25 protein-coding genes are annotated in these 25,871 nt (G+C 63.9%); 14 read left to right on the forward strand and 11 right to left on the reverse strand.

Features of this window, described 5'->3' with window-relative positions; all coding sequences use genetic code 11:
* Window positions 1-2: 2 nt before the first annotated feature.
* The 4 genes from FQU74_RS15905 to FQU74_RS15920 form a co-directional block, all read right to left on the reverse strand.
* Window positions 3-1,082, reverse strand: a complete 1,080-nt coding sequence (locus tag FQU74_RS15905) for an AI-2E family transporter (protein ID WP_146287469.1) — start codon at window positions 1,080-1,082, stop codon at window positions 3-5.
* A 29-nt stretch (window positions 1,083-1,111) separates the two neighbouring features.
* The gene (locus tag FQU74_RS15910; RefSeq protein ID WP_146287470.1) at window positions 1,112-2,548 is read right to left on the reverse strand and encodes a GntP family permease; all 1,437 of its coding nucleotides are present in this window, start codon (window positions 2,546-2,548) and stop codon (window positions 1,112-1,114) included.
* Between the two features lies 1 nt (window position 2,549).
* Window positions 2,550-3,590 (reverse strand): patatin-like phospholipase family protein, encoded by a 1,041-nt coding sequence (locus FQU74_RS15915; protein WP_146287471.1) that lies wholly within the window; start codon window positions 3,588-3,590, stop codon window positions 2,550-2,552.
* Window positions 3,591-3,654: 64 nt separating this feature from the next.
* On the reverse strand, window positions 3,655-4,242 hold the full coding sequence (locus FQU74_RS15920) for an HdeD family acid-resistance protein (protein WP_146287472.1): 588 nt from the start codon (window positions 4,240-4,242) through the stop codon (window positions 3,655-3,657).
* Between the two features lie 229 nt (window positions 4,243-4,471).
* On the opposite strand from FQU74_RS15920, the gene arfB reads away from it, so the two are divergent.
* Both arfB and FQU74_RS15930 read left to right on the forward strand, forming a co-directional pair.
* The gene (arfB, locus tag FQU74_RS15925) at window positions 4,472-4,891 is read left to right on the forward strand and encodes an alternative ribosome rescue aminoacyl-tRNA hydrolase ArfB (protein ID WP_146287473.1); all 420 of its coding nucleotides are present in this window, start codon (window positions 4,472-4,474) and stop codon (window positions 4,889-4,891) included.
* Window positions 4,888-5,820, forward strand: a complete 933-nt coding sequence (locus FQU74_RS15930) for a phosphotransferase enzyme family protein (protein WP_146287474.1) — start codon at window positions 4,888-4,890, stop codon at window positions 5,818-5,820. Before arfB ends, FQU74_RS15930 begins: the two co-directional genes overlap by 4 nt.
* Here FQU74_RS15930 and pncB read toward each other — a convergent pair.
* Entirely contained in the window at window positions 5,817-7,106 is a 1,290-nt protein-coding gene (gene pncB, locus FQU74_RS15935) for a nicotinate phosphoribosyltransferase (protein ID WP_146287475.1), read from the reverse strand. The genes FQU74_RS15930 and pncB overlap by 4 nt on opposite strands.
* A gap of 72 nt (window positions 7,107-7,178) precedes the next feature.
* Window positions 7,179-7,784, reverse strand: coding sequence for a bifunctional nicotinamidase/pyrazinamidase (pncA, locus tag FQU74_RS15940; protein WP_146287476.1), 606 nt, complete (start codon window positions 7,782-7,784; stop codon window positions 7,179-7,181).
* 97 nt (window positions 7,785-7,881) lie between these two features.
* Here pncA and trhO point away from each other — a divergent pair, with 97 nt between their 5' ends.
* Window positions 7,882-8,784 (forward strand): oxygen-dependent tRNA uridine(34) hydroxylase TrhO, encoded by a 903-nt coding sequence (trhO, locus tag FQU74_RS15945; protein ID WP_146287477.1) that lies wholly within the window; start codon window positions 7,882-7,884, stop codon window positions 8,782-8,784.
* Window positions 8,785-8,880: 96 nt separating this feature from the next.
* On the opposite strand, the gene FQU74_RS15950 is transcribed toward trhO, so the two are convergent.
* On the reverse strand, window positions 8,881-9,606 hold the full coding sequence (locus FQU74_RS15950) for a lipase family protein (protein WP_146287648.1): 726 nt from the start codon (window positions 9,604-9,606) through the stop codon (window positions 8,881-8,883).
* A gap of 77 nt (window positions 9,607-9,683) precedes the next feature.
* On the opposite strand from FQU74_RS15950, the gene FQU74_RS15955 reads away from it, so the two are divergent.
* On the forward strand, window positions 9,684-10,130 hold the full coding sequence (locus FQU74_RS15955) for an NUDIX domain-containing protein (RefSeq protein WP_146287478.1): 447 nt from the start codon (window positions 9,684-9,686) through the stop codon (window positions 10,128-10,130).
* On the forward strand, window positions 10,127-10,615 hold the full coding sequence (locus tag FQU74_RS15960; RefSeq protein ID WP_146287479.1) for a GNAT family N-acetyltransferase: 489 nt from the start codon (window positions 10,127-10,129) through the stop codon (window positions 10,613-10,615). Before FQU74_RS15955 ends, FQU74_RS15960 begins: the two co-directional genes overlap by 4 nt.
* A 4-nt stretch (window positions 10,616-10,619) precedes the next feature.
* Here FQU74_RS15960 and FQU74_RS15965 read toward each other — a convergent pair whose 3' ends face one another.
* Window positions 10,620-12,224, reverse strand: a complete 1,605-nt coding sequence (locus tag FQU74_RS15965; protein WP_146287480.1) for an alpha-glucosidase — start codon at window positions 12,222-12,224, stop codon at window positions 10,620-10,622.
* Between the two features lie 202 nt (window positions 12,225-12,426).
* Between FQU74_RS15965 and FQU74_RS15970 the strand changes: the two genes are divergently transcribed.
* The 5 genes from FQU74_RS15970 (at window position 12,427) to FQU74_RS15990 (ending at window position 17,731) form a co-directional block, all read left to right on the forward strand.
* Complete coding sequence (locus tag FQU74_RS15970; protein WP_146287481.1) at window positions 12,427-13,662, forward strand: MFS transporter; 1,236 nt, start codon at window positions 12,427-12,429, stop codon at window positions 13,660-13,662.
* Entirely contained in the window at window positions 13,662-14,831 is a 1,170-nt protein-coding gene (locus tag FQU74_RS15975) for an MFS transporter (protein ID WP_146287482.1), read from the forward strand. The genes FQU74_RS15970 and FQU74_RS15975 overlap by 1 nt, the downstream gene beginning before the upstream one ends.
* 90 nt (window positions 14,832-14,921) lie before the next feature.
* Window positions 14,922-16,028 carry a capsular polysaccharide export protein, LipB/KpsS family gene (locus tag FQU74_RS15980; protein WP_146287483.1) on the forward strand — a complete coding sequence of 369 codons (1,107 nt, stop codon included), beginning with the start codon at window positions 14,922-14,924 and terminating at the stop codon, window positions 16,026-16,028.
* Window positions 16,025-16,642 (forward strand): glycosyltransferase family 29 protein, encoded by a 618-nt coding sequence (locus FQU74_RS15985; protein ID WP_146287484.1) that lies wholly within the window; start codon window positions 16,025-16,027, stop codon window positions 16,640-16,642. The genes FQU74_RS15980 and FQU74_RS15985 overlap by 4 nt, the downstream gene beginning before the upstream one ends.
* Window positions 16,643-16,708: 66 nt before the next feature.
* A complete protein-coding gene (locus tag FQU74_RS15990; protein ID WP_146287485.1) occupies window positions 16,709-17,731 on the forward strand; it encodes an aspartate-semialdehyde dehydrogenase in 1,023 nt (340 codons plus the stop codon).
* A gap of 180 nt (window positions 17,732-17,911) precedes the next feature.
* Here the strand turns inward: FQU74_RS15990 and exaC are convergent, their stop codons facing one another.
* The 3 genes from exaC to FQU74_RS16005 form a co-directional block, all read right to left on the reverse strand.
* Window positions 17,912-19,429, reverse strand: coding sequence for an acetaldehyde dehydrogenase ExaC (exaC, locus tag FQU74_RS15995; RefSeq protein WP_146287486.1), 1,518 nt, complete (start codon window positions 19,427-19,429; stop codon window positions 17,912-17,914).
* 106 nt (window positions 19,430-19,535) lie between these two features.
* Window positions 19,536-20,510, reverse strand: a complete 975-nt coding sequence (locus FQU74_RS16000) for a helix-turn-helix domain-containing protein (protein ID WP_146287487.1) — start codon at window positions 20,508-20,510, stop codon at window positions 19,536-19,538.
* A 113-nt stretch (window positions 20,511-20,623) separates the two neighbouring features.
* Window positions 20,624-22,069, reverse strand: a complete 1,446-nt coding sequence (locus FQU74_RS16005) for an aldehyde dehydrogenase family protein (RefSeq protein ID WP_146287488.1) — start codon at window positions 22,067-22,069, stop codon at window positions 20,624-20,626.
* A 143-nt stretch (window positions 22,070-22,212) separates the two neighbouring features.
* Here FQU74_RS16005 and FQU74_RS16010 point away from each other — a divergent pair, with 143 nt between their 5' ends.
* The 4 genes from FQU74_RS16010 to FQU74_RS16025 all read left to right on the forward strand — a co-directional run bounded on the left by FQU74_RS16010 (window position 22,213) and on the right by FQU74_RS16025 (window position 25,691).
* The gene (locus tag FQU74_RS16010; protein WP_146287489.1) at window positions 22,213-23,124 is read left to right on the forward strand and encodes a glycosyltransferase family 92 protein; all 912 of its coding nucleotides are present in this window, start codon (window positions 22,213-22,215) and stop codon (window positions 23,122-23,124) included.
* Window positions 23,121-23,912: a glycosyltransferase family 25 protein gene (locus tag FQU74_RS16015; protein WP_146287490.1), complete on the forward strand. Its 792-nt coding sequence runs from the start codon at window positions 23,121-23,123 to the stop codon at window positions 23,910-23,912. Before FQU74_RS16010 ends, FQU74_RS16015 begins: the two co-directional genes overlap by 4 nt.
* An 18-nt stretch (window positions 23,913-23,930) precedes the next feature.
* Window positions 23,931-24,842, forward strand: coding sequence for a glycosyltransferase family 8 protein (locus tag FQU74_RS16020; RefSeq protein ID WP_146287491.1), 912 nt, complete (start codon window positions 23,931-23,933; stop codon window positions 24,840-24,842).
* A gap of 189 nt (window positions 24,843-25,031) precedes the next feature.
* Window positions 25,032-25,691, forward strand: a complete 660-nt coding sequence (locus FQU74_RS16025; RefSeq protein WP_146287492.1) for a peroxiredoxin — start codon at window positions 25,032-25,034, stop codon at window positions 25,689-25,691.
* Window positions 25,692-25,871: the final 180 nt, after the last annotated feature.

Consider the following 25,871-nt stretch of genomic DNA (forward strand, 5'->3'; position numbering starts at 1 on the left):
GCCTAGCGGCCGGTCTGGCCGCCGCTTCGTGACAGAAGAATGGCAATGGGCCGCGTGGTGTCGAATTCCGACAGCACGATCACCATGACAGCGGTGATCGGAATGGCGGCAATGGCGCCTGCAATGCCCCACAATGCCGTCCAGACCGTCAGGCTTATCAGCACGGCATAGGGGCTGAGGTCCATCGACGTGCCCATGACCTGCGGCTCAAGCACGTTGCCGATCAGGAACTGTGCGGCAGACAGAAACAGGATCAGCGTGATCACCTCATCCGTCAGGCCGAACTGGCCAAGGGCGATGACCCCCGGCACGGCCACCCCGATGAACGATCCGATATAGGGGATATAGTTCACCAGCGCGATCACGATGGCCCAGAGGACAGCAAACTCAAGCCCATAGGCCAGCATGATGCCATAGCACAGGACACCAAGCGCAATGTTGATCAGCGTCTTGACCACCAGATAGCGCCCGACGCGCCCGTTGATGTCCTCGATCACCTTGCGCAGCCGGACCGAGCCCTCGCCATCGGGAACCATCTTGTCGAGCTTGGCATCAAAGCTGCCCCGCTCCAGCAGCATGAATACGACGTTCAGCAGAACGAAGATCAATCCCCCCAGCAGGGCGGCGGAGGAAGCCACGCCGCTGCGCAGTGCGGACTGCAGGTTGATCTGGCCAAAGAGGTCACTGCGCAGTGTTTCCCAGGTCAGGTCGCCCTGAAAGCCCGCCATGTTTGCAAGGGTCTGAACTGCGGAAAGCAGCCGCGTCTGATACTCGGGCGCAGAACTGGCAAAGGCAGCCAGATTGGCGGCAAGCAACGTCACCAGTTGCACCAGACCGTAGCAGATCAGCACCGCCGCGACGGCGAGCCTTACCCCCGGTGACAGCCGCGCCCCGATCCATGGAATGGTGCCTGTCAGCCGCGCCACCGCCATGACCACATAAGAGATCATCAGCCCCAGCACCATTGGCACCAGAACGCCCGAGGCGATGTGGAAGAACCACCCCAGCATCAGCGCCAGCATGACGCCCAGCGTGATGTTCAAGAGGGCCGGTGGTGCGGCGGTCGGCGTGGGCTGTGTCATGACGATCCCGAAGCTCTGTCCCTACCGGGTTAGAAGGAACCGAAGGCTGTGCCAAGCACGATCACCGCCACAAGGGCAACAAGCGCGCTGACAATGGCGGCCATGACGATGTCCAGATAGCTTTCGCGATGCGTGCAGCCACAGACCGCAAGCATCGTGACCACCGCGCCATTATGCGGCAAGCTGTCCAGCGTACCCGAGGCGATCACGGCCACCCGGTGCATCAGCGCAGGGTCCAGCCCTGTGTCTGACGCGATCTGCATGAAGGTGGGCCCAAGGGCCTGCAGCGCAATGGTCATCCCGCCCGAAGCCGATCCGGTCAGCGCGGCAAGGATGTTCGTCGCGACCGCCAGCGACACGAGCGGCCCGCCTCCGATGCCCAGAACCCAGTCCCGCACCATCTCGAACGCAGGCAGGGCCGCCACGACCGCGCCGAAACCCACAAGGCTTGCCACGCTCATGATCGGAAGTACTGCGGCCGTCGCGCCCGAGTCGATGCTTTCGCGCAAATTGCGAAAGCGGCGCCGGTTCATGGCAACCAGCACGATGCAGGCGACCAGAAGCGCAAGCGCCACCGACCAGACCCCGCCGACAGCCGACAGGGTGGTTTCACCCCATGCGGGCTGCGAGAGGAAATCGAAATCCATGCTGGGCAGCACGAACTGCGTCAGGATCAGGTTGACCACGACAACCAGAACCAGCGGCAGAATGGCCAAGCCGATCGGTGGCCGCCCGCCCCAGGATCCGGCGCGGCTGATCTCGGCAGGGTCAAACTCGCGTGCGGTGCTGGCCAGCTCGCGCGAGACGGCGGTGCCTTTTTCGGCCGCGCCATAGCCTTCGCCCCGCGCCTTGGCCTGACGTTCGCGGAAGGAAAGCCAGCCCAGGCCGATGGCCGCCATGATGATGCTGGCTATGATGCCAAGCCCAGGTGCGGCAAAGGGGGTGGTACCAAAGAACGGCATCGGAATGGCGTTCTGGATCGCGGGCGTTCCCGGCATGGCCGACATGGTGAAGGTCGAGGTTCCAAGCGCGAGTGCCGCCGGAAGCAGCCTGCGCGGCACGCTTCCCGCCTTGAACAGCGCCTGCCCCATTGGCGCCAGCACGAAGAACGCCACAAACAGGCTGACACCGCCATAGGTGACCATCGCGCCCGCAGCCACCACGGCAAGGATCGCCCGCGAGGGGCCGAGCCGGCGCGTCATGTAATCGGCGATCGCCGAAACCGATCCGCTGTCGTCCATCAGCTTGCCGAACAATGCGCCCAGCAGGAACAGCGGAAAGAACTGCGCCACAAACCCCGCCGCCGCAGGCATGAAGGTCTGCGTCCAGTGCGCCAGCATCGGCTGACCGGAAAAAAGCGCCGCCACCGCAGCGGCCAAAGGCGCCAGCAGCAGGATTGTCCAACTGCGGAACGCAAGCACCATGATCAGGGCAAGGCCCAACAGAATACCCAGCAGACCCAGCATGTCAGAGCTCGTCCGCCAGTGCGTCGATGTCAAAGGTGGATCGCACCCCGATGTCCTGAATATGGGTGCGGCCGAAATCCTCGGCGGCGCGGCGCCCTTCATCGAAGAGCATCTTCAGGAAGTCCCATTCGGCATTCAGCTTCGAGGAATGTCCAAGGTCCACCATGATGTCCGAGGTGATGCGATGCAGGCGCATCTCTTTCCAGTACCGCGCCTCGCCATTGCCGGGGTCAATGACACGGCGCAGCAACGCCATCATCCGCAACTCTTTCAGAAGCTGGGCGTTGAAAGAGATCTCGTTCAGGCGGCTTGCGATCTCGCGCGCGGTGCGCGGCGTCTCGCGCCGCTCGACCGGGTTGATCTGCACCAGAACGGTATCGAGGCTTTCGCATTCACGCACGAGCGGCGTCATCGTCGGGTTGCCCGCATAGCCGCCGTCCCAATAGGGCACGCCGTCGATCTCGATGGCCTGGAACATCGATGGCAGGCAGGCCGAGGCGAGCAGCACATCGGCCGTCACCTCATGCTTGCGGAACACCCTGCCCTGCCCGGTGTGCACATTGGTTGCCGTGATGAACAGCTTGACCGGCCCTGTCGCCAGCGCGTCGAAATCGATCAGGTCTGTCAGGATGTCGCGCAGCGGGTTCCCTGCCGCCCCACCCAGAGAATAGGGCGAGATCAGCCGCGCCATCAGATCCATGGCGATGAAGGCGGGCGAGTTGTCCAGCGTCCATTTGCCCGTCAGGACCTCCAGCGGCCCGCGCTTGAACGGGCTGAAGCGCGCGGCATCGGCCGTCCGGCGCCAGAAGGCGGTCAGCATCTCACGCGCGGTCTGCCGCCCGCCGGTGGCCATGCCGGCCGCCAGGATTGCCGCGTTCATGGCGCCGGCCGAGGTGCCGGAAATGCCATCGATCTCGAACCAGTCTTCCTCGAGGATGCGGTCCAGAACGCCCCAGGTAAACGCCCCATGCGAACCGCCCCCCTGCAAAGCGAGGTCGATGGGGAGGGTTTTTCGCGTCTGCGATTTCGGGCTGCTGGCCATTTCGGCGCCTTTCAGTCAATTCATTGCAAGAAAATGGCGCCCGAAGCCGGGCGCCTTGGGGGGATCAGGCGGCGGGCGCCGCTTGCCCGCGAAGCCTCCACGCCATCGCACCAAGGGCCGCGCCAATGGCGATGAGGTCGAGCCCCAGCATCAGCCCGATCAGCCACAGCGCAGTGACCGGCATCGCGGCAAAAAGCACAAGCGACAGCACGACCGAGAGCACCCCGCTGGCAAAAACCCAAAGCCAGTTGGGCAAGGGACGGATCGTCAATGCGAAGACAACCTTCGACATCCCCTCGATCATGAAGAAGATGATCAGCAGAAGCGACAGCAGCAGCATCCCCTGCGCGATGTTGCGCAACAGCAGAATGCCCAGCAACACGCCAAGGATGGCCGAGATGATCTGCAGCCAGAAGTTTGGCGCATGGCGTGCGCTGATCAGGCCGATGGCCTGGATGATGCCGCTGGCGATCAGCAGCCAGCCGAACACCACGACGGCCGCAGCCGAAGAAAAGACCGGGAAGACGATGGCGACGATGCCCGCGACGACCAGCAGCGCGGCCTGTACCAGGTGGAAGGTCGAATGGCGGCGCACCGCATCGCGCGCGGCCTCGCGGTAGGTTTGCGCAGCGGCGGCAAGACTGATCGGCATGGCACTGACTTCCTTGTTCAACAGGGTGCTGCCCGCCGGGCAGGGGATGTTGCCCTCCCCGACCCGCAGGGCCGGATATGGATCAAAAATGGCACAGGACCGTGAAGCCCATGCCAGACAATCAATTTTCATCGCCATGATGCAGGTGCAGCATCGCAATGTCCATAGCTGACGCCGGGGCGATCTTCCCCCCAAGACAGCGCCCGGCATTCTCGCTAGATTGCCCATCATGCTGCGGATCAATGACACCATCACCATCGCCGACTGGGAACTCTCCGAGGCCTTTTCGCGCTCGTCAGGGCCGGGCGGGCAGAACGTCAACAAGGTTGAAACGGCTGTAGAACTGCGGTTCGAGGCCGAGCGATCCCCCCATCTGACGCCTGCGGTGAAGGCCCGGCTCAAGCGCCTGGCCGGGCGGCGCTGGACGACCGAGGGCGCCATCGTCATCCGCGCCGAAGAGACCCGCAGTCAGGCCCGCAACCGTGCCCTTGCCGAAGAGCGCCTGGTCGAGTTGATCCGCCAGGCGCTGATCGCACCCAAGCGCCGTATTGCGACCAAGCCGACGCTTGGCAGCCAGCGGCGACGGCTGGCCGCCAAAACACAACGCGGAGAGGTCAAGGCCCTGCGCGGCAAGGTGGACGACGAATGAACGAAGCCACCGAGGCCGCGCACCACTGGGATGCCACCATCACCGCCGAGCTGCGCAACCGCGAGAATGCGGTCTATGCGCTGCGCCTGCCCGACGGCTCCAAGGCCGCGCTGCGGCTGCACCGGCTAGGCTACCAGACCGAAGCGGCGATCCGGTCAGAGTTGTGGTGGTGCAGCGAAATGGCCGCACGGGGGTTGCCAGTCCCGGCACCGCTGCCCGACACACAGGGCAATCTGCTGCCGGCCCTTTCGACCGGGCGCCGGGCATCGGTCGTAAGCTGGATCGATGGTGGGCCTTTTGGTGAGGCAGGCACCCCCCTGCCCGGATCGCGCACCGAACAGCTTGGGCGGCATCGCGCCCTTGGCATGCTGCTGGCGCGGATGCACCAGACGACCGACACGCTGGTCCTGCCCAAAGACTTCAGCCGCCCCCGTTGGGACATCGAGGGGCTGGTCGGCGAGGCGCCGTTCTGGGGAAGGTTCTGGGAACATCCGCTTCTGTCGGCAGAGGATGCAGCCACATTGATCCGCGCCCGCGCCTTTCTGCGGGAACGTCTGCTGGATCATGCGGCCCCCCTCGGCCTCGTCCATGCCGATGTGCTGCGCGAGAACATCCTTGTGACGGACGCAGGCCTTGCCTTGATCGACTTTGATGACAGCGGCTTTGGCTATCGCCTGTATGATCTGGGCACGGTTCTCTCGCAGGATCTGTACGAACCCGACCGCCCGGCCCTGCAAGCCGCCCTGGTCGAGGGCTATGCCAGCCTCTGCCCCGTTGATGCGGCCATGGTGCCGGTCTTTACGCTGGCGCGCGTGCTGGCCTCGGTCGGTTGGGTCGCGCCGCGCCTGCCCTTGGATCATCCCGTGCATCGCAGCCATATCGCCCGCGCGGTGATGTGGGCGCGCCATGTCATGGCAGGCGGGGCCTAGACCACCACCTCCTGCGCCTGCTGCTCGCCCACGCCGAAGACGCGCTTGTAGCGTTCGACCTCGGCCTTTGGCCCCATGGCCTTGTTGGGGTTGTCCGAAAGCTTTACCGTCGGTCTGCCATTCGCGCTGACCGCCTTGCAGACTAGGCTGAAGGGCGCCAGACGGTCCCCGGCCAGCCCGCGGAAGTCATTGGTCAGCATGGTGCCCCAGCCGAACGAGACCTTGACCCGCCCGGCAAACTGCGCGTGCAACTCTTCGATCATTTCGACGTCAAGCCCGTCCGAGAAGATCACGAGCTTCTTCGACGGGTCCTCGCCCCGCTCTTTCCACCAGCGGATCGCAATCTCGGCGCCCTGCGCCGGATCACCACTGTCGATGCGGATACCGGTCCATTTCGACAGCCAGTCGGGTGCGCGCTTGAGGAACCCTTCAGTGCCATAGGTATCGGGCAGGATGACACGCAGATTGCCGTCATGTTCCTCATGCCAGTCCGCAAGAACGCGATAGGGCGCATCCGCCAGTTCGGCATCGCTGTCGGCCAGTGCTGCATAGACCATCGGCAGTTCATGAGCGTTGGTGCCGATCGCCTCGATATCGCGCTTCATCGCGATCTTGCAGTTCGAGGTTCCGATGAAGGCGTCGCCCAAGCCTTCCATCATCGCCTGCACGCACCAGTCCTGCCAAAGGAACCCATGGCGGCGGCGCGTCCCGAAATCAGCGATCTTCAACCCGTCGATCCGGCGCAGACGTTCGATCTTTTCCCAAAGACGGGTCATGGCGCGGGCATAAAGAACCTGCAGCTCGAACTTGCCCATGCCCTTCAGAACCGCGCGCGAGCGCAACTCCATCAGCACGGTCAGCGCGGGGATTTCCCACAGCATGACCTCGGGCCAGCGCCCCTCGAACGTCAGTTCAAACTGACCGTCCCGCTTTTCGAGGTGGTAGGCCGGCAGGCGCAGACCCTCGAACCACTCCATGAAATCGGGGCGGAACATCTGGCGCTTGCCGTAAAATGTGTTCCCGCGCAGCCATGTGCTCTCACCACGGCTCAGGCTGAGGCTGCGGACATGATCCAGCTGCTCGCGCAGTTCGCCCTCGTCGATCAGATCGGCCAGACGGACCGCAGTGGTGCGATTGATCAGGCTGAAAGTGACCGAAGTGTCGGGCTTGTTGCGAAAGATCGACTGACACATCAGAAGCTTGTAGAAATCGGTGTCGATCAGCGACCTGACGATTGGATCGATCCGCCAGTTGTGATTGTGCACCCGTGTCGCGATATCGACCATAGCGCCGCCTCCCCTCTTCGAAACCACCCATGCAAGGCCCGCCCCAAGGGGCCAGGGGCCTTCGCACGACACTCAGATCAGATCGACGCCCGCCGTCATCATCCGCTGACAGGCATCCGCCAGCGAGCCATCCAGATCGATCGCGCGGCAGGCACTCATCTTCACCGCCACCCGAAAGCCGAGACGCGCGGCATCAAGTGCCGAATAGGTGACACAGAAATCGGTGGCGAGCCCGACCAGCGTGATCGCCCCCACACCGCGCGTGCGCAGATAACCCTCGAGCCCGGTGGGTGTGGTGCGGTCGTTCTCGAAGAATGCGGAATAGCTGTCGATCTGCGACCGGAACCCCTTGCGGATCACCATATCGCCGCGGTCAGTGTCGAGCCGTGGATGAAACGCAGCGCCCTCTGTTCCCTGCACGCAATGCGCAGGCCACAGGACCTGCGGGCCATAGGGCATTTCCGTCATCGAGAACGGCGCAGCCCCAGGGTGATTGTCGGCAAAGCTCGCGTGATCGGCCGGGTGCCAGTCCTGCGTCAGCACCCGCACCTCGAACTGACGTAGCAGCGCATTGATCTCGGGGATGATCGCATCGCCCCCGGCAACCGCCAGCGCGCCTCCCGGGCAGAAGTCGTTCTGCACATCGACGACGATCAAGGCTTCATCGGCTGGACGCATGATTTTCCCCCGTTTTCTTCTGGCTAAGGGCCTTGGGCGCATGCGTCAATGCCAAGGATCACTTGCATTGCGACAGGCATCGGGGCAGATGCAAGCCATGTTCACCATCGCCGCCCTCTATCACTTCACCCGTTTTCCCGACCCTGCTACGCTGAAAGGGCCGCTTCAGGCCCTTGCCGAAGCGCAGGGGATCAAGGGCTCGCTCCTGATCGCCGCCGAGGGGATCAATGGCACCATCGCCGGCAGCCGAGCCGGGATCGATGCGATGCTCGCACATCTCCGCGCCCTGCCCGGCTGTGCAGACCTGGAGCACAAGGAAAGCTTTGCCGAGGCCCAACCCTTCGGTCGCATGAAAGTCCGCCTCAAGCGCGAGATCGTGACCATGGGCCAACCCGACATCGACCCGCGCGCCCGCGTCGGCCACTATGTCGCGGCGCAGGACTGGAACGCGCTGATCAGCGAACCCGATGTGGCAGTGATCGACACCCGCAATGATTACGAGGTCGAGATCGGCACCTTCCGCAGCGCGGTCGACCCCGGCACCCGCAGTTTCCGCGATTTTCCCGCGTGGTGGCAGGCCAACAAGGACCGGTTCCACAACAAGCGCATCGCCATGTTCTGCACGGGCGGCATTCGCTGCGAAAAATCGACGAACTATCTGCTGGGTCAGGGCGTGCCCGAGGTCTATCACCTGAAGGGCGGTATCCTGAAATACCTTGAGGACGTGCCCGAGGCCGAAAGTCTCTGGCAAGGACAGTGCTATGTTTTCGACCAGCGCGTCAGCGTGGGCCATGGCCTTGTCCCGGGCGACTATGGCACCTGCCACGCCTGCCGGCGCCCCCTCAGCGCCGAGGATCGCGCGCGACCCGAATTCGAGGATGGCGTTCAGTGCCATCGCTGCGTCGATGAATATACCGACGCCGACCGCGAACGCTTTCGCGAACGCATGCACCAGATGCAACTGGCCGAACGGCGGGGCGAGCGCCACCTCGGCGGCTGATCCCGCCCTTCTTCTTTTCCCAAATATCCTCAGGGGGTGAATGGGCCGCACGGCCCAGAGGGGGCGCGAGCGCCCCCTGCCCCGCTCGCCACCCGATCAGGGAGCCTTGCCCAATGCGATCTCGACCGCGCGGGCATAGCCCATGTTGGGGTCGAACCGCCCTTCGCGCAGGAAAAGTACAGTCTGCGCGATGACCTGCGGATTGAGCATCATGAAAGTATGCGTCACCGGCAGCGTCAGATGTGCCTTCATCCCCGCAACCCTTGTCGACTCGACCGAGACCTTGCCATCATCCTTGCCCTCGATGATCGAGGAGTAGACCGGGTTGAGCGACCTGTTGCCCGCGATCACGCCCAGCTCGAAATCCGGCAGCGGCAGCGCATTCGGCACCGATCCGTCACCGGTTCCAAGCTGGATACCTGCCGGACCGTTCAGCCATTCAAAGGCTCCGATCTGACCAAAGGCATCGACCAATTCTGATCCGTGGTTGGGCGGGGCCAGCATCACCACACGGCCCATCTGTTCCGGCTTGTGATCCTTCAACCAGACCCGCGCAAGAATGCCTCCCATCGAATGGGTCACGAAGTGGACGGTCTGCGCGCCACATTGGGCGACCGCCTCGCCCACCTTGGGCGCAAGCACCCGGATCGGCTCTGATGTCGAGGGGTATCCGTTGTTCACCACCTGAAAGCCCTGCACCTGCAGGGCCTTTTCCATTGCCAGAAGCGAGGTCTCGCTACGCGCGAGGCCATGCAGAAGCACGACGCAGTCAGCCTGCGCGATGCCCGCCCCCAGCAGCCAGATCAGCAACGCCCTCAACATCGATACCTCCATGAAGGCGCAGGCCCCATCGATCCGCAGGATGGACAAACCGCCCACCATCGGCAACCCTCTGACGCATGAAAAGCATCTCTCCCCGCCTCGGCGTGCGCGGCCTGATCCTGCACGAGAACCGCCTGCTACTGGTGAATGCCTGGCCTGACGGGCTGTCGGATCTGTGGTGTGCGCCGGGCGGCGGCATGCATCGCGGCGCCTCGCTGCATGACAATCTGATCCGCGAGATCCACGAAGAAACCGGCCTTGTCGTGACTGTGGGCGAGCCATGCCTCGTCAACGAATTCCATGACCCGAACGGAACCTTCCATCAGGTGGATATCTTCTTTCGCTGTTTCATCGTGGACGGGCGCCTGGACACCAGTTGGGCTGACCCGGCAGGTGTCGTCACCGCGCGGCGCTTCTTTACCCGGGCAGAAATGACCGGCATTCGGTATAAACCCGACAGCCTGCCCGATGCAGCATGGGATGGCAGCCTGCTCTATGACCCGCTGGAGGCGATCATCCGATGATCCGTGAGCTTGATCCCATGACTGACCTGCCCGCCGTCGAGGCGCTTTTTCACGCGGCCGCCGACTATGTCGATCTGGAAACCGGCTTGCCGGTCGATGGATCGCAGGCACGCGAGTTCTTTACCGATGCACCTCCGGGCATCGATCCCGCAAGCAGCCTGCGACTTGGGATGTTCGAGGGCGAGAGACTTGTGGGCAAGGTTGATCTCGCCTTCGGCTACCCTGAACCGCAGGATGCCTATGTCGGGCTGATGATCTTTGACCCTGCAGCCCGAGGGCGCGGCAACGGGGCGCGGCTTCTGCGCGACGTCGAGGCGCGTGCGCGCGCGCGCGGCGCGACTCGCCTGCTGATCGCGGCGCTTGGGGCCAACGAGAAGGGTCGCGCCTTCTGGATGCGCGAGGGCTTTGTTCCCGACCAGATCTTCCCCGATCGGGACTATGGCAACCGGCGGCATGACGTCCACAGGATGGTCAAACCGCTGTGACGCGCTAGCCCGCGCTGGCCAAGGCGCTCGCGCGGCTCCATGCCCAACCACAGGGCGCAAGCGTCAGCTTGCCCGCCTTCAGCGCGGCACCCGAAGATGGCCCGTCAAGCGCGTCCAACCCTTTTACCGGCACCGTGACCGCAGTGTCGGACAGGTTGAATACGCACAGCACCGACGTCGCGCCGGCATCGCGCCGGAAGGCCAGCACCGGCGGCGTCACGTCAAAGAACGTGCTGCGGCCGTCCAGCAGAGCCGAGGTCTTGCGCCAGGCCAGCAGGGACCGATAGGCCTCCAGCACCGATCCCGGCACCTCTTGCGCGGCAACATTGCGCGCCAGTTGCGGTGCCTTGACAGGCAACCAGGGGGTGCCCGTGGTGAACCCGCCTTGTGCGCTCGCATCCCAGACCATCGGGGTGCGACATCCGTCGCGGCCCTTGTAGTCGGGCCAGAAGCGGATACCCGGCGGATCGGTCAGTTCGTGGTACTCGATGTCGGTCTCGGTCTGGCCAAGTTCTTCCCCCTGATAGAGGCAGATCGTCCCCTCAAAGGCCAGAAGCATCGCCGCGGCGAGTTTCGCCACATCATCCTGCGGCCCGAACTTTTCCCACCGGGTCACATGGCGGATCACGTCGTGATTGGAAAAGGCCCACATCGGGCAGCTGTCCGGGGCCGCCGTAAAGAACCCCTCGATCCGGCTGCGGAAATGCTCGGGCGTGAACTTCGGCCCCAGCATGTCAAAACTGTAGGCCATGTGCAGGCGTTTTCCGCTGGTATACTCCTCCATCACCTTCAGCGCGCGGCGCGGGCCTTCGCCCACCTCGCCGACCATGGTGCGGTCGTCGAATTCGTCCAGAAGTGCCCGCATGCGTTCGAGGAATGGCAGGTTCTCGGGCCGGCACTTGGAATATTCGTGGTCCTGCATCTCATAGGGATTGACGGCAGGCTCGTTCTCCTCGCGAAGCTCAGGCCCGTTGTCGCGCAGTCGCGCGTCGTGGAAATAGAAGTTCACCGTATCCAGTCGGAAGCCATCCACCCCGCGCTCAAGCCAGAAGCGCATCGTGCCCAAGAGCCAGTCCTGCACGTCCGGGTTATGAAAGTTGAAGTCCGGCTGGCTGGCCAGAAAGTTGTGCAGGTAATACTGGCGACGGCGCGAATCCCATTCCCAGGCGCTGCCGCCAAAGACAGAGACCCAGTTGTTCGGCGGGCTGCCATCGGGCTTGGCATCGGCCCAGACATACCAGTCGGCCTTGGGGTTCTTGCGGCTTTTCCGGCTTTCGATGAAATACGGGTGCTGGTCGGAGGAATGGCTCAGCACCTGGTCGATGATCACCTTGAGGCCAAGCTCATGCGCGCGGGTGACGAGGGCGTCAAAATCCGCAAGCGTGCCGAACAGCGGGTCGATGTCGCAGTAATCCGAGACGTCATACCCCATGTCGGCCATCGGACTGGTAAAGACAGGCGACAGCCAGATCGCATCCACGCCAAGCGAGGCGACATGATCAAGTCGCGCAATGATGCCCTTCAGATCGCCGATCCCGTCCCCGTCGCTGTCCTGAAACGAGCGGGGGTAGATCTGATAGACCACCGCGCCGCGCCACCAATCGCTCATGCCTGCCTCCAATTCGTTTGCGCTACCATCGCGCGGCTGCAAATCCGCTGCAAGCGCCGTTTCACACCGGTTTGGATCGCGCCACCAACCGGGCAGACAGCCCCCAGAGTTGCATCAAAATTGATCATTGTATGGATCACAAAAATCAAATTGACCCCGCCGCACCGTCGCCGCACCTTTCGCCGGTCAGCAGGAGCGCGCCATGACCCAAGCCAGACTGTTCACACCCGTTCTGATTGCGGGATGTGCGATCCTGCTTCTGAACTTTGCCCTCAGGGCAAGCTTCGGGGTATTCCAGCTGCCAATCGCCGAGGAATTCGGCTGGCCGCGGGCCGAGTTTTCGCTGGCCATCGCCATCCAGAACCTTGCCTGGGGGATCGGGCAGCCGCTGTTCGGCGCCGTGGCCGAGCGTTTTGGCGACCGCAAGGCCATCGTGCTGGGGGCGCTGATGTACGCGGCGGGGCTTTTCATGACCGCCTGGGCCACGACGCCTGCGCAGATGCAACTGCTTGAGGTGATCGTGGGCTTCGGCATCGCGGGCACCGGTTTCGGCGTCGTGCTTGCGGTGGTGGGCCGCGCAAGCTCGGCCGAGAACCGGTCGCTGGCGCTTGGCATCGCAACGGCCGCAGGCTCGGCCGGTCAGGTTGTCGGCGCGCCTTTGGCCGAGTTTCTGCTGCAGAGCTTCAGCTGGCAGGAAGTGTTCATGATCTTTGCCGGGATTATCCTCTGCTCGCTGCTGGCCCTGCCCTTCCTGCGCTCTCCGCAGATGGCAAGCCGGGCAGAGCTTGAGGAAAGCCTGGGCGAGGTGCTGAAAAAGGCCTTCAGCGACCCATCCTATATCATGATCTTTCTGGGCTTCTTTTCCTGCGGCTATCAGTTGGCCTTCATCACCGCACACTTCCCGGCCTTCGTGACCGAGATGTGCGGCCCCATCGATCCGAACGGCCCGCTGGCCGCACTTGGCATCACCACAACCTCGGCGCTTGGCGCAATGTCGATCGCGGTGATCGGACTTGCCAATATCGTGGGCACGATCTGGGCGGGCGCATTGGGCAAGAAATACACCAAAAAGTACCTGCTGGCTGGCATCTACACCGCCCGAACCATTGTGGCCGCGCTTTTCATCATGCTGCCGATGACACCGACCAGCGTGCTTCTGTTCTCACTTGCAATGGGGTCGCTGTGGCTTGCCACCGTTCCGCTGACCTCGGGACTGGTCGCGCATATCTTCGGTCTGCGCTATATGGGCACGCTCTACGGATTTGTGTTCCTGTCGCACCAGATCGGCGGCTTTCTCGGCGTCTGGCTGGGTGGCAAGATGTATGACATCACCGGCGACTACACGATGGTCTGGTGGATCGGGGTGGGCGTCGGGGCCTTTTCAGCGCTGGTGCACCTGCCGATCCGAGAGGCGCCCTGGACTGCAAAGGCCGCCTGATGCGCATTGGAATTGCCTGCCTGTTTGCAGCCTATGTGCTGAGCCAGTTCTATCGTGCTTTTCTGGCCGTGCTCTCGCCCGTGCTGAAGCAGGAAATCGGCGTTGCGGCCGCGGATCTCGCGGCAGCCTCAGGCCTGTGGTTTCTGGCCTTTGCAGCGATGCAGATACCCGTCGGTGCCGCCCTTGACCGCGTGGGCCCCCGCCTGACCGCTGCAGCGCTGCTGATGGTCGGCGCTCTTGGCGCGGCGGTCTTTGCGCTGGCGGGCGGTCCCTTCGGCATCAAGCTTGCCATGGTGCTGATCGGCATCGGCTGCTCGCCCGTGCTGATGGCTGGCTATTTCATCTTTGCCCGCAGCTTTGCGCCTGCGGTTTTCGGAACGCTAGCCGGGGCGATGGTCGGCATCGGCAATCTGGGCAACATCGGCTCCTCCCTGCCGCTGACGGCGGCGGTCGATGCCTTTGGCTGGCGCCCGACGGTCTGGGGGCTGGCCGCCATTACCGCCTTGATCGCCACGTTGATCGCGGTTCTGGTCCGCGACCCGCCACGGGTGGAACACACGCAGCGCGGCTCTTTGCTCGATCTTCTGCGCCTGCGGTCGCTTTGGCCGATCTTCGTGATGATGGCGCTGTGCTATGCCCCTGTCGCGGCCGTGCGTGGGTTGTGGGTCGGCCCCTATTACGCCGATGTCTTTGGCGCGACTGCCGATCAGATCGGGCAGGTCACGCTGATGATGGGCCTTGCCATGGTGGCGGGCAGCTTTGCCTATGGCCCGATGGAGCGCCTTTTGCGCAGCCGCAAACGCCTGATCCTTACGGGCAATGCGGTGGTTCTTGCTACGCTTCTGCTGCTGTGGGCGATGCCGCTGGCGGGTGGTTGGGTCACCGTGGCGCTCCTGGTGCTGTTCGGCTTTGCGGGATCGTCCTTCCCGATGGTGATTGCCCATGGCCGGGCCTTCCTGCCCGCACATCTGGTGGGGCGCGGGGTGACGCTGCTGAACCTTTTTGGCATTGGATCGGTGGGCGTGCTGCAGTTCGTGACGGGCCGCCTGCATGCTTCTACCCCGACCCCTCCGGCCGAGGCGCCCTATGCCGCGATCTTTCTGCTGCTGGCCATCACGCTGGCCGTGGCACTCGCGATCTATGCGACCTCGCGGGACCGCACCGACTAGCGCAGACCAGCGATCCGGGCTTTCCCTTTCCCCCCGTTGGCCATACCTTCGGGCCTCTGGCACTTCCTGCCGAACGGCCCCGCTGAACCGATGATCGTATTTCCAGCCGAATATGACGCCCGCAAAGAGGCGATCTTTGCCGCGCTCGCGCAGGCCGAGGGGCAAGCACGGCGTTTGCGCGTCATCCCGCTCAGCTTTCGCGACTGGCCCGAGACGTCGGCGCGTGTCGAGGCGGCGCTTGTGCGCGCAAAACGCCAACCAAAGGGGGCCGTCTCTCGCTGGCTGAAACGGCAGCTGATCCGCGGGCAATACAACTGGTCGCGGCGGCACTTCGGGCAGAACCCAAACCAGATCGCCGTGGCATGGAATGGGCTGACCGGATCAAGGATGGCCTTCATTCAAGGCGCAAAGGATGCAGGCGCACCGACGCTTTATGCCGAACTTGCCCCCCTGCCCGGACGCATCACGCTCGATCCAACGGGGGTCAACGCCGAAGGCTCGGTCCCGCAGGACCCGGAGGTCTTTCGCGCCTATGCCGCAACGGTCGAGACGGGCGACTGGCGGCAGATTGCGGCGGGGCTTTCCGCCCGCGCTTCACGCCGGGCCGATGTCGGCCAGGGCGGCGGCAGCCTGCCTGAAACGCCCTTCCTGTTCTGCCCGCTTCAGGTTCCCGATGACAGTCAGGTGACGCTGTTTTCCGGCTGGTGCGGCGGCATGGCAGGCTTTCTTGCGGCCCTGCAGCAAGCGGCACGGCACTTGCCGGAAGGATGGCATCTGCGGCTGAAGGAACACCCCTCGGCCAAGCAATCACTGGCCCCGCTGATCGGCCCGCTGCTGGCAGATGGGCGCGTGGTGCTGGACAACGCGACCGACAGTTTCGCGCAGGTCGCCGCATCGCAAGGGGTGGTGACGCTGAACTCCTCGATGGGATTGCAGGCGTTCTTTCACGACAAACCGGTGATCACGCTGGGCCGCGCCTTCTTCAATCTGGTGGGCCTTGTGCATCATGCCGAAAGCCAGCAGGGGCTGAATGCGCTTTTCGCGGCACCCGAAGCCCTGAGCTATGACGCGGCACTGCGCGCGGCTTTCCTGACCTGGCTTGACCGTGAATACTATGTCCGCTTCGACTGGCCGGGCGGCACCGCGGATACCGATGCCTTCCGGGCGCGGCTGACTGCTGCAAGGATGCGCCGATGAACCGCCTGCAGTATCTGTTCGCCAAATGGCGCGGCGATGAAGCCGCCTTCGCCGCCGCATCGGTCACCGAGGCCGAATTGCTGAAGACGATTGAGGGCAAGCAGGTGGCGCTGATCGGCAATGCCCGCGCGCTGGCCGAACAAGACTACGGGGCCGAGATCGACAGCGCCGATGTGATCATCCGCATCAATAGCGCGCCGATGCCTTCGGCCCGGTCACATGGCACCAGAACAGACTGGCTTGCGCTTGCCGTCAGGCTTTCACCTGATGAGTTCGATCGGCTGGGGCAGCCGCGCCTCTTGTGGCTGTCGCCCAAGTTCAAACGGATCAGCTGGAATGTCCTGCAGGCGCCGGGCTTCTTCCGCTATCCGCCCGCACGGTATCAACGCCTGCGCGCCGACCTCGGCACCGGCCCCACCACCGGCATCATGATGATCGATCTTCTTGCGACCTCACGCATGGCGGGCCTGCGGCTTTATGGCTTTGACTTCTTCGCCTCGCTGTCGCTGTCAGGCCCACGGACGAAGGCCGATGTCGGCCATAACTTCGATGGCGAGGCGGCATTCGTGGCCGATCTGTCAGCCCGCGACCCGCGCATCGTTCACCGGCGTTGATCGTGCTTTTCCTTGGCGCCTGTTTGCGCTAAGGGCCGAGCGTCTCTGAAGAGAAGGAGGTCCTCGATGGGCTACAGAGTCGCCGTCGTCGGCGCCACGGGCAACGTGGGCAAGGAAATGCTGAACATCCTCGCGGAACGCGAGTTTCCGGTGGACGAGATTGTCGCGCTTGCATCGCGCAACTCGCTGGGCACTGAAGTCAGCTTCGGCGACAAGACTTTGAAGACCAAGGACCTGGCCGATTTCGACTTTACCGGCTGGGACATCGCCTTCTTCGCCATCGGATCGGACGCGACCAAGGTTTACGCGCCCAAGGCCGCAAGCCAGGGCTGCGTGGTCATCGACAACTCGTCGCTCTACCGCTACGACCCCGATGTGCCGCTGGTTGTGCCGGAAGTGAACGCGGCCGCCGTTGACGGCTATACCAAGCGCAACATCATCGCAAACCCCAACTGCTCGACCGCGCAGATGGTGGTGGCGCTGAAGCCGCTGCATGACCGCGCCAAGATCAAGCGCGTGGTGGTTGCCACCTACCAGTCGGTGTCGGGCACCGGCAAGGAGGCGATGGACGAGCTGTGGAACCAGACCAAGGGCATGTTCGTGCCCGGCCAGGAAGTGGCCCCAAAGGTCTATCCCAAGCAGATCGCCTTCAACGTCATCCCGCATATCGACGTCTTCCTCGACGATGGTTCGACCAAGGAAGAATGGAAGATGGTCGCCGAGACGAAGAAGATCCTCGACAAGTCGATCAAGCTGACCGCGACCTGCGTGCGCGTGCCGGTCTTCGTCGGCCATTCCGAGGCTGTGAACGTCGAGTTCGAAGAGCCGCTCGACTGGCAGGAAGCACAAGACATCCTGCGCGAGGCGCCGGGCATCCTCGTCGTCGACAAGCGTGAAGCCGGTGGCTACATCACCCCCGTCGAGTGCGTGGGCGATTACGCAACCTATGTCAGCCGCATCCGTCAGGACTCGACCGTCGAGAATGGCATCAGCTTCTGGTGCGTGTCCGACAACCTGCGCAAGGGCGCCGCTCTGAACGCCGTGCAGATTGCCGAAGTGCTGGGAAATCGCTGCCTGAAAAAGGGCTGAAGCCGCAACTATCGGCGCGAAATGGCCAAGGCCCCGCCGGATGTGCGGGGCCTTGGCCGTTGCGGGGGCCCGCCCCCCGGAGCCACCGTCATGTCCTCAAGCGCGGATCAGGTACGGTGACCCCGGGGATTGGCCCGGAGGAGGCCGGAAGGGAGGAGGCCCTTCCGGCGGGGCATGGCCTCAGAAGAAGCCAAGCTTGTTGGGGTTGTAGCTGACCAGCAGGTTTTTGGTTTCCTGATAGTGGTCGAGCATCATCTTGTGCGTCTCACGCCCGATTCCGGACTGCTTGTAGCCGCCGAAGGCCGCGCCAGCCGGATAGGCGTGGTAGCAGTTGGTCCAGACGCGGCCCGCCTCGATCCCGCGGCCCGCGCGGTAGGCGGTGTTCATGTCGCGGCTCCATACCCCGGCGCCGAGACCGAAGACGGTGTCGTTGGCAATCTCAAGCGCCTCGTCCAGTGTCTTGAAGGTGGTCACCGACACGACCGGTCCGAAGATTTCCTCCTGGAAGACCCGCATCTTGTTGTGGCCTTCAAAGACGGTGGGCTGGATGTAGAAGCCATTGGCGATATCGCCGTTGAACTTGTTCACCGAACCACCGGTCAGCACCTTGGCGCCCTCCTTGCGGCCGATCTCCAGATAGGAAGAGATCTTGTCGTATTGCTCCTGGCTTGCTTGCGCACCGATCATCGTGTTGGTCGCACGCGGGTCGCCCGCGATGATCGCCTCAACCCGCTTCAGGGCCTTTTCCATGAAGCGGTCGTAGATCGATTCATGGATCAGCGCGCGCGACGGGCAGGTGCAGACCTCGCCCTGGTTCAGCGCGAACAGGGCAAAGCCCTCCAGCGCCTTGTCCAGGAATTCGTCATCCTCGTCCATCACATCGGCGAAGAAGACGTTGGGGGACTTGCCACCCAGTTCCAGCGTGATGTTGGTCAGGTTGTCGGCGGCGGCGCGCATGATCGACTTGCCCACCGGTGTGGAGCCCGTGAAGGCGATCTTGGCGATGCGGGTCGACGCGGCGAGTGGCGCACCTGCTTCAAGACCGAGGCCGTTCACGATATTCAGCACACCCGGCGGCAGCAGGTCTTCGATGAATTGCATCAGGTACATGATCGAGGCCGGGGTCTGCTCGGCCGGCTTCAGAACGATGCAGTTGCCCGCGGCCAGTGCAGGTGCAATCTTCCATGCCGCCATCAGGATCGGGAAGTTCCACGGAATGATCTGGCCGACAACGCCCAGAGGTTCGTGGAAGTGATAGGCCACGGTGTCGTTGTCGATCTGCCCGATCGAGCCTTCCTGCGCACGGATCGCACCGGCGAAATAGCGGAAGTGGTCGATGGCGAGCGGAATGTCCGCGGCCAGCGTCTCGCGCAGCGGCTTGCCGTTATCCCAGGTTTCGGCAATCGCGATGGCTTCAAGATTGGCTTCAATCCGGTCAGCAATTTTCAGCAGGATGTTCGAGCGTTCGGTGGTCGAGGTGGTGCCCCAACGACGGCGCGCGGCATGTGCGGCATCCAGTGCGGCCTCGACATCGGCGGCGTTTGAACGTGCCACCTCGCAGATCACCTGACCGGTGACGGGCGAGATGTTGGGCATGTACTGCCCCGACTTCGGCGCGACCCACTGGCCGCCGATGAAGTTCTCATAGCGGGTCTTGAACGGGGCAGCCTTCAGGTCGAAGGTTTCAAGCTTGGTCATGGTGGTTCCTCCTGTCAGGCCGCCTCCTCGCGGCCGATAGAGAAACTGTGTGGCCTTGGGTGATTCCCGTCACCCCGGGGCCGGCGGGTCGTCAGGCAGACCTGTCTCAGTTCTGAGACAGGTCGCGCCCTTCAGTTGCCCGTGCCCCAAGCTTGCGGTGAAACGTGGCGCGGCTGATGCCGAGATTGCGCGCCGCGGCAGATGCATTTCCCCCGGTCCGCGCCAGAGCACGCGCGATTACCGCGCGTTCGCCATCCTCTAGCGTATCGGGTACAGCAAGGCCGAGAAGATCGGCGGCGGGCACCGGATTGCGCGCCAGATCGCCCTTCAAGCCAAAGTGCTGGCGTGCCGCGCGCGTAGCTCCGATCACCAACTCATCCGCATCGACGGCAAGGATCGCCCCGACCCCGCGATCAAGACCGGGCGCCAGCCACATCCGGGCCGAGGCAAATCGGGCGCGAAACAGGTCCGCCTCGATCCGTCGGGCAGCCTCGGTCACCGAATGGGCAATCAGCGTCATCACCGCCTCAGTGCAGGCGGCATTCGCGGTCGAGACATCCAGCACGGCCGTCAGGGCACCTTCGGCATCGTGGATCGGTGCCGAGGTGCAACTGAGCCGGGTATTCGACGACAGAAAGTGCTGGTCGCGCTGGATGGTCACGGCGCGTGCCTCGGCAATGCAGGTGCCGATGGCATTGGTACCGGCCTGCGCCTCAGACCAGATCGTCCCGGTCCACAGCCCGCAATCGGCAAAATCGCGATCCTCGGCACTGTTGCCGCGACGGTCCACCGGCACGCCGTCACGGTCCGACAGCACGACACAGGTGCCAAGCCCGCCAACCGCGCGGAACAGCCGATCCAGCGTCGGCGCCGCCAGCCGGACGGTGGGCTCCATCCGGTCAGAGACATGGCGGAACTCGGCATCTGTCATCCGCATGGGCGCGCTGCGTGCTGCAGGGTCCAGCCCGTACATTCGTGCAGACCGCGACCATGAGGCCGCGATGGGCGACCGCGCAGCCTCTCCGGTTGTCAATGCTGCCTCGATCCGGGCGGCGTGGGCGCGTGTTTCTGCGACGATCATGCGGACCTCCTGTTACGACGGCCTCGCGCGGGGAAATCCGGCTGGGGTTGCAGCACCCTAACGCATAGGCGCGCAGGGTCATTGCGACCTTGGTCTAAACCGGCAGGGGCGCGTCACTCGGCCGCGCTGTCCCACCCCGAGATCGCCTTCACCTCGAGGAACTCCTCGATACCCCAGGTTCCGCCCTCTCGCGCGCGCCCCGAGGCCTTGATGCCGCCGAAAGGGCTGCCGGCAGCGCGCGATTTGCCGTTCATCTCGATCATGCCAGCGCGCAGCTGACGGGCCAGCCGGTTGCGGCGGGTGCCATCCTGGCTCTGGACGTAGTTTGTCAGGCCATAGGGCGTGTCATTGGCGATGCGCACGGCCTCTTCCTCGGTGTCGAAGGGAATGATCGACAGGACCGGGCCAAAGATCTCTTCGCGCTCGATGGTCATGCCGGGCTTCACATCAGCAAAGACGGTGGGTTTGACATAGAAGCCGCGGTTCAGATGCTCGGGCAGGCCAAGCCCGCCTGCGACAAGGCGCGCGCCCTCGTCGATCCCTTTCTGGATGTAGCCCTGGATCTGTTCCCACTGGCGCTTGTTCACCACCGGGCCGATGTGCGGCCCTTCTTTCGAGGCCGGGCCAACCGCGATGGAACTTGCCACCTGCGCGGCCTTTTCGACCGCCTGATCATAGACCGCGCGTTCCACCAGCATCCGCGAGGGTGCGTTGCACGACTGGCCCGAGTTCTGCATCATGTGACGCACGCCACGCTCGACCGCCTTTTCGTCGGCATCGGCGAAGATCAGGTTGGCGCCCTTGCCCCCCAGTTCCAGCGTCACCCGCTTCAGCGTCTCGGCCGCGGCCTTGGAAATCGCCCGCCCCGCACGGGTTGATCCTGTGAACGAGATCATCTCGACATCCGGATGCTCTGACAGACGGGTGCCCACGCCCGCCCCGTCGCCATTCACAAGGTTGAAGACACCGGCAGGAACGCCTGCCTCATGCACGAACTCGGCAAACAGCATCGACGAAAGCGGCGATTCCTCTGACGGCTTCAGCACGCAGGGGCATCCCGCCAGCAGCGCCGGGATCACCTTCAGCGTCACCTGGTTCATCGGCCAGTTCCAGGGCGTGATCAGCCCCACAACCCCGATGGGCTCCAGTGCGATGCGGTCATTCGGCGCGTGGGGACCAAGCGGGCGGATCCATTCAACATGGTCGAAGGCCGTCAGGAAGTTCCGCAGGTGCCACGGCAGGCACGGCGCCTGCGAGTTGCGCGACAGATCGATCGGGGCGCCCATCTCAAGGCTGATGGCCTGCGCCATCTCTTCCTTCCGGCGCTCATAGATGTCGAGGATGCGTTCCACATACATGCGACGCGTCGCCGGCGGTGTCGCGGCCCATGTCGGGAAGGCCGCCTTGGCCGCAGCCACCGCGCGGTCGCAATCGGCAGCACTGCCCAGCGAGATCACGGCGCAGACCTCTTCGGTGGAGGGATCGATGACCGGGCAGTCGCGCGGCGCCAGCGGGGCGACCCAGGCACCGTCGATATAGAAGTCGCGCTTTTCGATCATGTCGTCCTCCTTGAGTTGGGCGGGATCATAGCGGGCGCCCCGCAGCGGGCAAGTCGATTCGCGATAATTTGATCAAATTATTTGACAGCCGTTTTCCGCCGACAGGCTTTTGCCAAGGCCCGCCGGTGCTGCTAGGAAGACGCATGTTCGGATTTCTGCAGCGTTCCCGCTCGATCACCAAGATTGCCCTGCAGCCGCCCACGCCGCAGGCAGACCGGCACGGGCTGGCGCTGGTGCTGATCGTCAAGAACGAGGCACCGCATATCGGCGAATGGGCACGGTTCCACCTGCGCGCGGGCGTGCGGCACATCCACGCCTATGACAACGGCTCTACTGATGGCACGGCAGAGGCGCTCCTCTCGGCGGCTGGCCTGCAGGCCAGCGTGATCCCCTGGGACCAGAAGCTGCGCGACGCCCGGCGCGGGCTGGAGATCCACAATCAGGTTCTGGCCTATGCCCATGCCGTGCGCAATTTCGGCAGCCGCTATCGCTGGCTCAGCTTCATCGATGTCGACGAGTTCCTGATCCCCAGGCAGGCCAACAGCTTGCCAGAGGCGCTGGCCCATCTGGAAGGCTGCCGCAACATCAGCCTGCCTTGGCATATGTTCGGACGGTCCGGCCATATCGAGCCGCCCGCCGGGGGCGTGCTGCGCAACTACACCCGCCGCAATCCTGATCCGATGAGCGATGCCAAGGGCCTACGGAACTTCAAGATGATCGTCGACCCCTGCCATGTCACCGCCCTCAAGGTGCATGAGATCGAGACCGACGGCGGCACCACCACCTGCAATGACCGGGGTGAGGCGTTCACCAACTCTTCGCGTGAAGGGACCCGTTTCTATTCGGCCGACCACATCCAGTTGAACCATTACTACACCCGGTCCGATGCCGAGTTGCGGGCCAAGATCGCGCGCGGCCCCAATCTGACCACTCCGGATGCCGACCATCTGCGCCGCGTCATGCGCAAGGTCGCCGCGATTGAGGCCGACGAGATCGAGGACCGCGCCGCGATCGAGTTTCTCGAAAGGCCCCACCCCGAAAGGACAGGTGGATGAACCGGCTGGACGTTCAGTTGATCAACCTTGATGGCAGCGATGCCCGCCTGACCCGCGCGACGGCGGCGCTGCAGGCCGCAGGCATCCCCTTTCGCCGCCTTCCCGCTTTTGACGGCCGCGGCAAGCGCCCCGAGGATCTGCCGCTTTACGATCCCGCTGCCGCAATGCGCAGTTTTGGCCGCAAGTTGACCGGCGGCGAGATCGGCTGCTTCCTGAGCCATCTGGAGGCTGCGCGGCAGTTTCTGCAAACTGGCGCTGACTATGGGCTGGTGCTGGAGGATGACCTCTCGATCGCTACGCCTGATGCGGGCACAGTCCTGACAGGACTGCTTGATGCGCTGCCCAAAGTGTCGGCAGACAAGGTCTGGCATGTAGCCAACCTTGGACGCGCAGCGCCCGAGGTGTCTTCGCGTCTTGGCCCGGTCGCGCCGGGCCATCTGCTGGTGCGCGCCCATCTGTTTCCCGTGACCACGACGGCGATCCTCTGGTCGCGCGAGGGGGCAGCGGCTTTTGTGCATGACGTTCAGCGCATCGATATGCCCGTGGATCAATGGCTGCGGTGCTGGGCTTCAGCGGCGGATACCGGGCTTGCGGTCAATCCGGCGCTCTTTGGCACCTCTGGCGCGGCGAGTGAGATCGACGCCTCGGTCTCGCGCAGCAAATCCGTGCGACGGGGGCCGCGCTACGCCATCGCCCGAAAGCTGTGGCTTTGGCGGAACACCCGGCTTGCGCGCCGCCATCAGGCGGCATTTGCCAAAGCCCACCCACAATCAAGTAGCAGGACCTGAGTGCAGGAGTTGGTGTCCATGGTCTCCCATCCGGTCAAGATCGCCTTCGTCACGGATCGCGGCTATCTGCGCCCCACGCTGGTGGCGATGTGGAGCCTTCTCGAACACCTCTCCCGCCCGGCTGAAGTACATTTCTGGGGGGATGACCTGTCAGAGGCCGACTGGCAGGCCGTAAGCCGGGTGGCCGCGATCCGGCCGGACTGCCGGTTGATCACAAAGGCCCTCGGGGCGGCTGAGTTGGGCGCGTTCAGCTGGGAAAGCACCTACATCACCGCTGCGGCCATGGGGCGGCTGTTCCTGCCCCGCCATGTGGCCGGACGCATCCTTTATGTGGATGGCGACACGATCATCCGGGGCGATGTGGCGCCTTTGTTCGACCTCGATCTGGGCGGTGCGCTGATTGGCGCGGTGCGCGATGATCCGACCGCAAAGCAGATGGTCAAGCGTGGACGAGGGCGAAAGCTGCGCCCCGCGGCAGTCGAGCGGGTGGACGGCATCGCCGCCTATACCGACCCTGCCCGCTATTTCAACTCGGGCGTCCTGCTTCTGGATTGTGACCGCATCCGCGCCACCCCCGGCCTACTTGACCAGCTTGAGGATGTCAGCGCCGCTTCGGCCTTCGCGATGGGGGATCAGGATCATCTGAATGCGATCTTCGCCAACCGCACCCATTTGCTTAACCCGGCATGGAATGCCTCATGGGCGCGCGCGGGCTTGCAGCGTGACCTGAGCCGGGCGCTTGGTGCCGAGGCTGACGAACTTGCGCCTTTGCCTGACACGATCATCCATTTCCACGGTCCCCGCAAACCGTGGCTCGCGCCCCGGCGTGATCTCTGGAACAAGACGGCCCGCGCGACGCTGTCTTACCGGCGGCAGTTGCGCCGCTATCTGCGTGCGTTCCCTGATCTGGCGCCGCCCGCAAAGGGGTGAACGTTCGGCAGGACCGCCTCTTTGCGGGAAAGAACTTGCGCCAAGGGCTGGCCCCACGGTGCTTCGGTTCGCCTGTGGGACTGCGCGATGGAACGGTGTCCTCATTTGTTTGGCAACGCGCCTTGGGGGCTGAAACCCGGCCAGATTTCCACTATTTGATCATTGACTTACCCTTGCAGGAGCCTGTTCATGTCTGTTCGCATCAATGATATCGCCCCCGATTTCACCGCACAGTCCACCGCCGGCGAGATCCGCTTCCACGAATGGCTGGGCGACAGCTATGGCATCGTGTTCAGCCATCCGCGCGATTTCACGCCGGTTTGCACCACCGAATTTGGCGCCGTTGCGCAACTGGTGCCCGAATTTGCGCGCCGCAATACCAAAGTAATCGGCGTCTCGGTCGACTCGGTTGACGATCATGCCAAATGGAAGCGCGATATCGAGGCCTTTGGTGGCGCGCCGGCAGATTTCCCGATCATCGACGACACCGCCCTGACTGTGGCCAAAGCCTATGACATGCTGCCGGCCGACTACTACCTGCCGACCGAGGGGCGCGCGCCTGCGCATACCGCGACGGTGCGCACCGTCTATATCGTGGGGCCGGACAAGAAGGTGCGGTTGACCATGACCTATCCGATGTCGGTCGGGCGCAACTTCGCCGAGATCCTGCGGGCGCTTGATGCCGTGCAGGCCACCGACGGCGTTCCACTGGCTACGCCCGCCAACTGGCAACCCGGTCAGGACTTGATCGTGGCGCTGAGCCTGAACAACGAACAGGCCGCTGAACGCTACGGCGATCTAGATATCCGCCTGCCCTATCTGCGCTTCGCCCGCGCCCCGCGCGGCTGAGACCTTCAAAGCATTGCACCTGCTGAAACCCCGCGCCCGCTGGCGTGGGGTTTTTCGCTGCGCAGGGGCTGCGCGCTGACGATTTCGTTATCGGTTTGTGAAAAGCCATGCGGTTTCTGCATGGCGGCATTAACCCGCCGGCGGATTGTGCATCCGCAGCATTTGCCCCATGTTAGCGTC

Source organism: Gemmobacter aquaticus (genome assembly GCF_007859075.1).
Taxonomy (GTDB): Bacteria; Pseudomonadota; Alphaproteobacteria; order Rhodobacterales; family Rhodobacteraceae; genus Gemmobacter; species Gemmobacter aquaticus.